Below are 6289 nucleotides of genomic sequence, written 5' to 3'. Positions count from 1 at the left end.
CGAGCCTGACTTCCGCTCATTCCCCGGACACGCCGCCTGCGCATCCCTTCTCTCAATCGATTCACTTGTCCAAGAACCCGGCTAAAAGCCGATAACCCTTCGCCCCGATCTCCATCAGAAGACCGAAACCGGCACCCACAAAAGCAGGAGGATCTCGCCGTTGCAATCCCCATCCAGCGCATAACCGCCAAACTCAGAGACTGCGAAACCATCGCCCGGCAGCTTGTCGCCGCCGCGTCGGTGGAGCGCTTTCTAGCCAACCCCAACCAACCAGTCAACCAGTTTTTTTCATCCGTCCGCTTTTTTATTCAGCAGCAACCAAACCGCCAAACCCAAGCAAACCAAAACCCGGCCAACCATCCCGCCAAATCACCAGAACCCAGACCCAAATCCAGAAACCAGCAACCCAACAGGGGCAATAGTCATTTCAACTTGTCCGAAGAGAAAAACTCTTCAAAGAACCTCGGCAATACTGAGAAATCCCAGAACCACCAAACCTAACAACTGCGAAACCAACCGGCGCCGCCGTCGTGGGACGCGCTGTATAGGCCCCGCAAAAATCAGATGCAATAGGTTTTTTTAAGAAAATGAAAAATACGGCTCAACACCCCAGTACAGGTGAGCCCCCCGCTATCCGGCGTTGCCCATGGCTTCCTGAACAGCGGCGATATAGGGATAAGCATTGAATATGCGGGCAGGTTTGGCGGCGCCTTGCTGAAGGTGGCGCAGAATGTCGGACACATATTGGGCGGCGATGATGATGGTGGCCGCTTCCATGTCCCCCTCATCCAGATCCTGGGGCTGGCAGAGCGGCAGGCCGAACCTCTCGCCGCGCCGGTGGCTGTCCAGGAAGCCGCGCAGCCGGGCGCGCTGCGTGGGGGATAGTGCCGCCAGCACCAGCTCCCCTCCCCGCCCGGCACCATAGAGCCAAAGCGGACCGGTATCCGGCAGCTTCTGAAAATCGTCAGGCCGCCACAGCCAGGGAATGCTGCCGGCCAGAACGGGGTCCAGATCGCTGATCCCGGTCAAGAGGGCGGGCCGCTCTGCCATGGCGTCTATTGTCTGGATGACAGTGGGCCAGGGGGGCAAGGCCGCCACCCGGTCGGGTTTTTCGGGGGGAAGTTGGGACAGGCGATGGCCGGGAACCGGCTGTCTGTTTATATCTCCCGCCATCGCCAGGGTCGGCGCCAAAGCCAGGGCAAGGTCCAGCCAATCGTGCCCCTGCTGTGCCCCCAGCCCGGCCAGCCGGGTTTTGCGGCAGAACAGGCCGCCGGCCCGCAGGGTGGCAGAAGCGAGGCGCCGATCAGCGGCGTCCGGCGCTTCCAGGGTCAAGGCCATGGTTTCAGCCGGGTCCAGGGGAAAACCCGTCTCTTCCGCCGGGCGAGGCCACAAACCGGTGGCCAGGGCCGCCCCATGCGGGCTGGTCGCTTGTGCCAGACGGGCCAGATGCCCCGCAAACCATTCCACCCCCTCCGGCAGGATGGTCAGGGCATCGGCATCGGCCATAGCGGCCAGAAGCGTGTCGAGCCGGGCCGGGCCGGAGAGGTCGCGCAGGCTGATGCCGGCGGGCACAGGCGGGAGCGGCCCATCGCTGGCCGGAACCAGGGCAGTCAGGGTAAGGCTTGGCCCGGTTTGCCGTGCCAGTTGCGCAAGCCGGTCTTCCTGTCCCTCCCCTTCAGGCAGCAGCACCGCGATATGAAGCGGTGCGGGAGACGCGGAGGGCCGGCGGCAGCTTGCCAGCAGGTCCGGCAAAGGCCCCAGCAACGCTTCCAGACAGAGATGCTGGTTGAAAAGGGCCTGGGCCTGCAGGGCCATCGCCCGTGCCTGTTCCCTATGGCGATGCACCCAGGCGAACTGGTCCAGGATGGCAGCGGCGGCGGCCTCTTCCCCGCCCTCCGTATCGACATACAGCACGCTGTCGCCAAACCATTGCTCAATAAAGGGATGACAGTCGGTGATGATGACGGCCCCGGCAGCAGCAAGCTCGAACACCCGCATATTGGGCACGGCTTCCGCCCGGTGCTGGGGCAGATGCAGACACAGGCCCATGCCCCAATGATGGGCGGCCTGGATCACCGATATGCCATCAAAGGGCAAGGGCCCCCGCCAGGCATCGGCCAGATGCGACCAGCGCTCCGCCGTGCCGTGCAGGGCCAGGGCCCCGGCCTGCGCAAGCCGGCGCAGCAGGGCCGGGTAACGCTGCCCATCCCAGTTGGCGCCGACATAGAACAGCCGGCTATCGGGCCCGAGCGTGGGGGGCAGGTCGCTGCGCGGCGAACTGACATGGAAAGGAAGATGGGGCGGCATGATGCGCCCCGCATCACGCATCACGCTTTCCAGATGCGCCCGCGGCCCGGTGCCGGAGATGAGATAAGCGTCATGGCTCAACTCATTCACCTGCGCCCGTTGACGGGCCGCCGGGGCCATCCCCGCCAGCAGGCTGGCCGGCCCCCAGGCACAGGCCAGCCACAGATGATCCGTCATCTTGCCTGCCGCTACCGGAAACAGGTTGAGGACGGCATCAAGCTTTATGCCGGCAAGAGTGGCGCTGTTATGGGCGATGATAGGGGACCAGCCCAGCCTTTCCACGGCGATGGCCATGCGCAGGGCCAGCTCCCGCTCCGCCAATGGGCGGGCGGGATCAATGGGATTGAACAGACACAGGCGGAGTGCCGCCCCCGCCATGCCTCAGCCCAATCCCAGGAAGGCATCCAAAGGCTGATAAGGCAGGATGTCCGCCTCAAACAGCCAGCTCTCCCGGGTCAGGATGTGCAGGTCCAGCCCATAGCCATAGGTGATATTGTCCTGCGGGATAGTGGCCATGGCTTTACGATGCAGATTGCCATCCAGCCCCACCGGATTGGGGATCTGGTAGATATCGCCGGGCTGCTGATAATCATTGAAGAAATAATTCGGGTTATGGTCAACCGGCTTATCGATCCGCAGCACCACCCCGCCCTGGGACACCGCCTCGGGCAGAATTTCCTGATAATTGCAGTCGATCCCGACAATCCCGATGTCCCGATAGCCCAGATGCGCACCAAAACGGACGGCGCTGCTGCCCGTCGTGATCCAGTCTGGCAATGCGGACTGAACGAAGAAACGGCTGGGCGCATGGTCCAGCTTCAAGGCCGCACAGCGCTTGGGATCATCCTCCCCATCCATCAACTGGCAGAGAAAGGTGACACGCGGATCAGCCGCCAGATCCGGATGGCGTTTCAGCACATGCCAATGCAGGAAAGCCGTGGCGAACCGGTCGGCCCGGATCATGCCGGCAATGGCATCGGCGTGGCTGACCACGACCTGGGAATCCAGGCAGGCATAATGGGTGGGATACCAGCCGATCCGGTCCCAATGGCGGTAAGCGGCATTCATCCCGATCGTGTCGGCATGGATGAATTTGGGAAAATCCCCGATCTTGACCGATGGCCCGTTGCCCAGCACCAGCAGGCGCCTGTTCGTATCCATGATCCCCGCCTGAAAAGGTCCGGTGGCGCCCCCTTCCACCCCACGGTGCAAGGACGGACATTGATACGTCCATCTACTTGATATATACGAAAAAATCAACCGCGGTGCCGCTCTGGCGCCTGTATGTCGCCGGCTGGCAGGCCGGGTTGGAGAGGGTTGATTTGCCACGCATCTCCCTGGTCATCCGCTGCTATAACGAGGCCAAGCATATCGGGCGGCTGCTGGTCGGCATTGAACGGCAGAGCTTCCGGGATATTGAGATCATCCTGGTGGATAGCGGCTCCACCGACGCGACGCTGGATATTGCGGCCCATTTCCCGGTCCGCATCCTGCACATCACGCCAGATCGTTTCTCTTTCGGCCGCTCCCTTAATATGGGCTGTGCCGCCGCCACGGGCGATGTGATCGTGATTGCCAGCGCCCATGTCTATCCCACCCATGCCGACTGGCTGGAACGGCTGCTGGCCCCCTTCGATGCCGATCCCAATGTCGCCATTGTCTATGGCGGGCAGCGGGGGGACGAGCGCACCCGCTATTCCGAACATCGCCTCTTTCAGAGCTGGTTCAGCGACACGCCCAACCCCGATCAGCAGCACCCGTTCTGCAACAATGCCAACGCCGCCATCCGCCGCGCCTTCTGGCTGGAACGGGCTTATGACGAGGTGCTGACAGGGCTGGAAGATCTGGAATGGGCGACCCATATGCGCCGGCAGGGGCGGCGCATCGTTTATGACCCCACCGCCTGCATCATCCATGTGCATGAAGAAACGCCCGAGCGGGTGCTGAAACGCTATCAGCGCGAGGCGATTGCCCTGCGCACCATCATGCCTGAACTGCGCTTCGGCTTTCCCGATTTCCTGCGCCTGCTGACCGCCAATATCGCCAGCGACCTGTGGCAGGCCCTGAAGGAGGGCAAGCTGCCGGGGGTGGGCTGGGAAATCCTCTGGTTCCGTTTCATGCAGTTCTGGGGCACCTGGCGCGGCCACCGCCTGCAGGGCGAGGTGCCGCAGGCGCTGAAGCGCGCCTTCTTCTATCCCGCATCCACGCCGCCATCGGCCTGGAACCGGGACGAGGCGCGGGGTAATCTGCGGATTGATTATGGCAGCGCGCCAATACCCGGTAATCAGGGCGGGGACAAAGCCGGGCGCCCAAGGGATCGGAAAGAGCCGGAATGACAAACATTGTCGCCATCGTGCCCATGCGGCATGACAGTCAGCGCGTGAAGGGCAAGAATTACCGCGAATTCATCAGCAAGCCGCTTTACCATTATATTGTCGGCACGCTGTTGGACTGCCCCGCCATCTCCCAGGTCGTGATTGACACGGACAGCCCCGTGATCCTGGAGGAAGCCGCCCGGCTGTTCCCTAGTGTGCGCCTGCTGGAGCGACCCGCGCATCTGCGGGATGGGGCCACGCCGATGAATGATGTGCTGCTGCACACCACCAGCGTTGTACCCGCCGACCTGTACCTGCAGACCCACAGCACCAACCCGCTGCTGACCAAGAAATCCATCGAAGGCGCGATCAGCACCTTTCAGGAAAAGACGCCGGCCTTCGACAGCCTGTTCTCTGTCACGCGGCTGCAAACCCGGCTGTGGGACCAGTTGGCACGGCCCATCAACCATAATGCCGCCATCCTGCTGCGCACCCAGGACCTACCGCCGGTCTATGAGGAAAATTCCTGCATCTATCTGTTCACGCGGGAGATTTTGGTCCGCCGCCGCAACCGGATCGGTGACCGGCCCCTGATGTTCGAGATCGATGAGATCGAGGCACAGGATATCGACATTGAAACCAATTTCCTGTTGGCGGAACAGCTGTTCCGTCTGCGCAGCCGGGAGAGTGACGCGCAATGACGGCCCATGTCCTGATCACCTGCCGGCAACTGCAATCCTGTATCGACCAGTTCCGCGGCTGGCTGGCCGACCATGATGTGGCGGTGGAATTGCCGACCATCGTTCAATATCTGGGCGAGGAGGAACTGGTCCCCCTGATCGGCCGGTTCGATGCCATCATCGCCGGTGACGACCATGTGACCCGCAAGGTGGTGGAGGCCGGCACCCGGTTGAAGGTCATCTGCAAATGGGGCATCGGCATTGATGCCATCGATGTGGCCGCCGCCGCCGAGCGCAATATCCCCGTCTACAATACCCCCGGCATGTTCGGGGAAGAGGTGGCGGACATGGCGTTGGGCTATGTCATCATGCTGGCCCGCCACCTGCACCTGATTGACCGGGGCGTGCGCGCCGGGGTCTGGACCAAGACGCGGGGCACCACCCTGTCGGGCAAGCGCATCGGCGTCATCGGGCTGGGCAGCATCGGCCAGGCCGTGGTGCGCCGGGCCGGCGGGTTCGGGCTGGTGCCGTTTGGCAGTGATCCCCATGCCGCCCCGGATCCGGATTTCGATGCGCGTACCGGCCTGACGCGGCTGCCCCTGGCAGACATGCTGCCCCAGGTGGATTTTCTGGTGGTCACCTGCAGCCTGACGCCGGACAGCCACCATCTGCTGGAAGCCGATGCCTTCGCCCTTCTGAAGAAGGGGGCCTATGTCATCAATGTCTCACGCGGGTCGATCATCAATGAGACGGCGCTGATAGCGGCACTGCAGACCGGCCATCTTGCCGGTGCCGGGCTGGATGTGTTCGAGGAGGAGCCGCTGCCGGCAGACAGCCCGCTGCGCGGCTTCGACAATGTGATCCTGGGTGCCCATAACGGGTCCAACACGCATGAAGGCGTGGACCGGGTCAATGTCGCCGCCCTGCGCAACCTGCTGCGGGGCCTGGGCATCGCAGAAAAATACCCGCCAGCCTAAAAGGGGCATC

The 6289-nt window shown here is 62.8% G+C and carries 5 protein-coding genes; 3 read left to right on the top strand and 2 right to left on the bottom strand.

Going from position 1 to position 6289, the window contains the following annotated elements:
* Positions 1-630: 630 nt before the first annotated feature.
* Together G473_RS0103400 and G473_RS0103395 are read right to left on the bottom strand one after the other, a co-directional pair.
* Positions 631-2685: a glycosyltransferase family protein gene (locus tag G473_RS0103400; RefSeq protein ID WP_029011943.1), complete on the bottom strand. Its 2055-nt coding sequence runs from the start codon at positions 2683-2685 to the stop codon at positions 631-633.
* A 3-nt stretch (positions 2686-2688) separates the two neighbouring features.
* Complete coding sequence (locus tag G473_RS0103395) at positions 2689-3468, bottom strand: hypothetical protein (protein ID WP_029011942.1); 780 nt, start codon at positions 3466-3468, stop codon at positions 2689-2691.
* Positions 3469-3572: 104 nt separating this feature from the next.
* Here G473_RS0103395 and G473_RS24890 point away from each other — a divergent pair, with 104 nt between their 5' ends.
* From G473_RS24890 to G473_RS0103380, 3 genes are read left to right on the top strand one after another with little or no spacing between them, the layout of a single operon-like run.
* Complete coding sequence (locus G473_RS24890; RefSeq protein ID WP_161630935.1) at positions 3573-4643, top strand: glycosyltransferase family 2 protein; 1071 nt, start codon at positions 3573-3575, stop codon at positions 4641-4643.
* Positions 4640-5323 (top strand): acylneuraminate cytidylyltransferase family protein, encoded by a 684-nt coding sequence (locus G473_RS0103385; RefSeq protein WP_029011941.1) that lies wholly within the window; start codon positions 4640-4642, stop codon positions 5321-5323. Before G473_RS24890 ends, G473_RS0103385 begins: the two co-directional genes overlap by 4 nt.
* Positions 5320-6279 (top strand): phosphoglycerate dehydrogenase, encoded by a 960-nt coding sequence (locus G473_RS0103380; protein WP_029011940.1) that lies wholly within the window; start codon positions 5320-5322, stop codon positions 6277-6279. Before G473_RS0103385 ends, G473_RS0103380 begins: the two co-directional genes overlap by 4 nt.
* The last annotated feature ends 10 nt before the right edge of the window (positions 6280-6289 follow it).

The sequence above is a fragment of the Niveispirillum irakense DSM 11586 genome (assembly GCF_000429645.1).
GTDB lineage: Bacteria > Pseudomonadota > Alphaproteobacteria > Azospirillales > Azospirillaceae > Niveispirillum > Niveispirillum irakense.
Note: the sequence above shows the minus strand (reverse complement) of the source record. Positions and strands in the feature narration are given on the sequence as shown.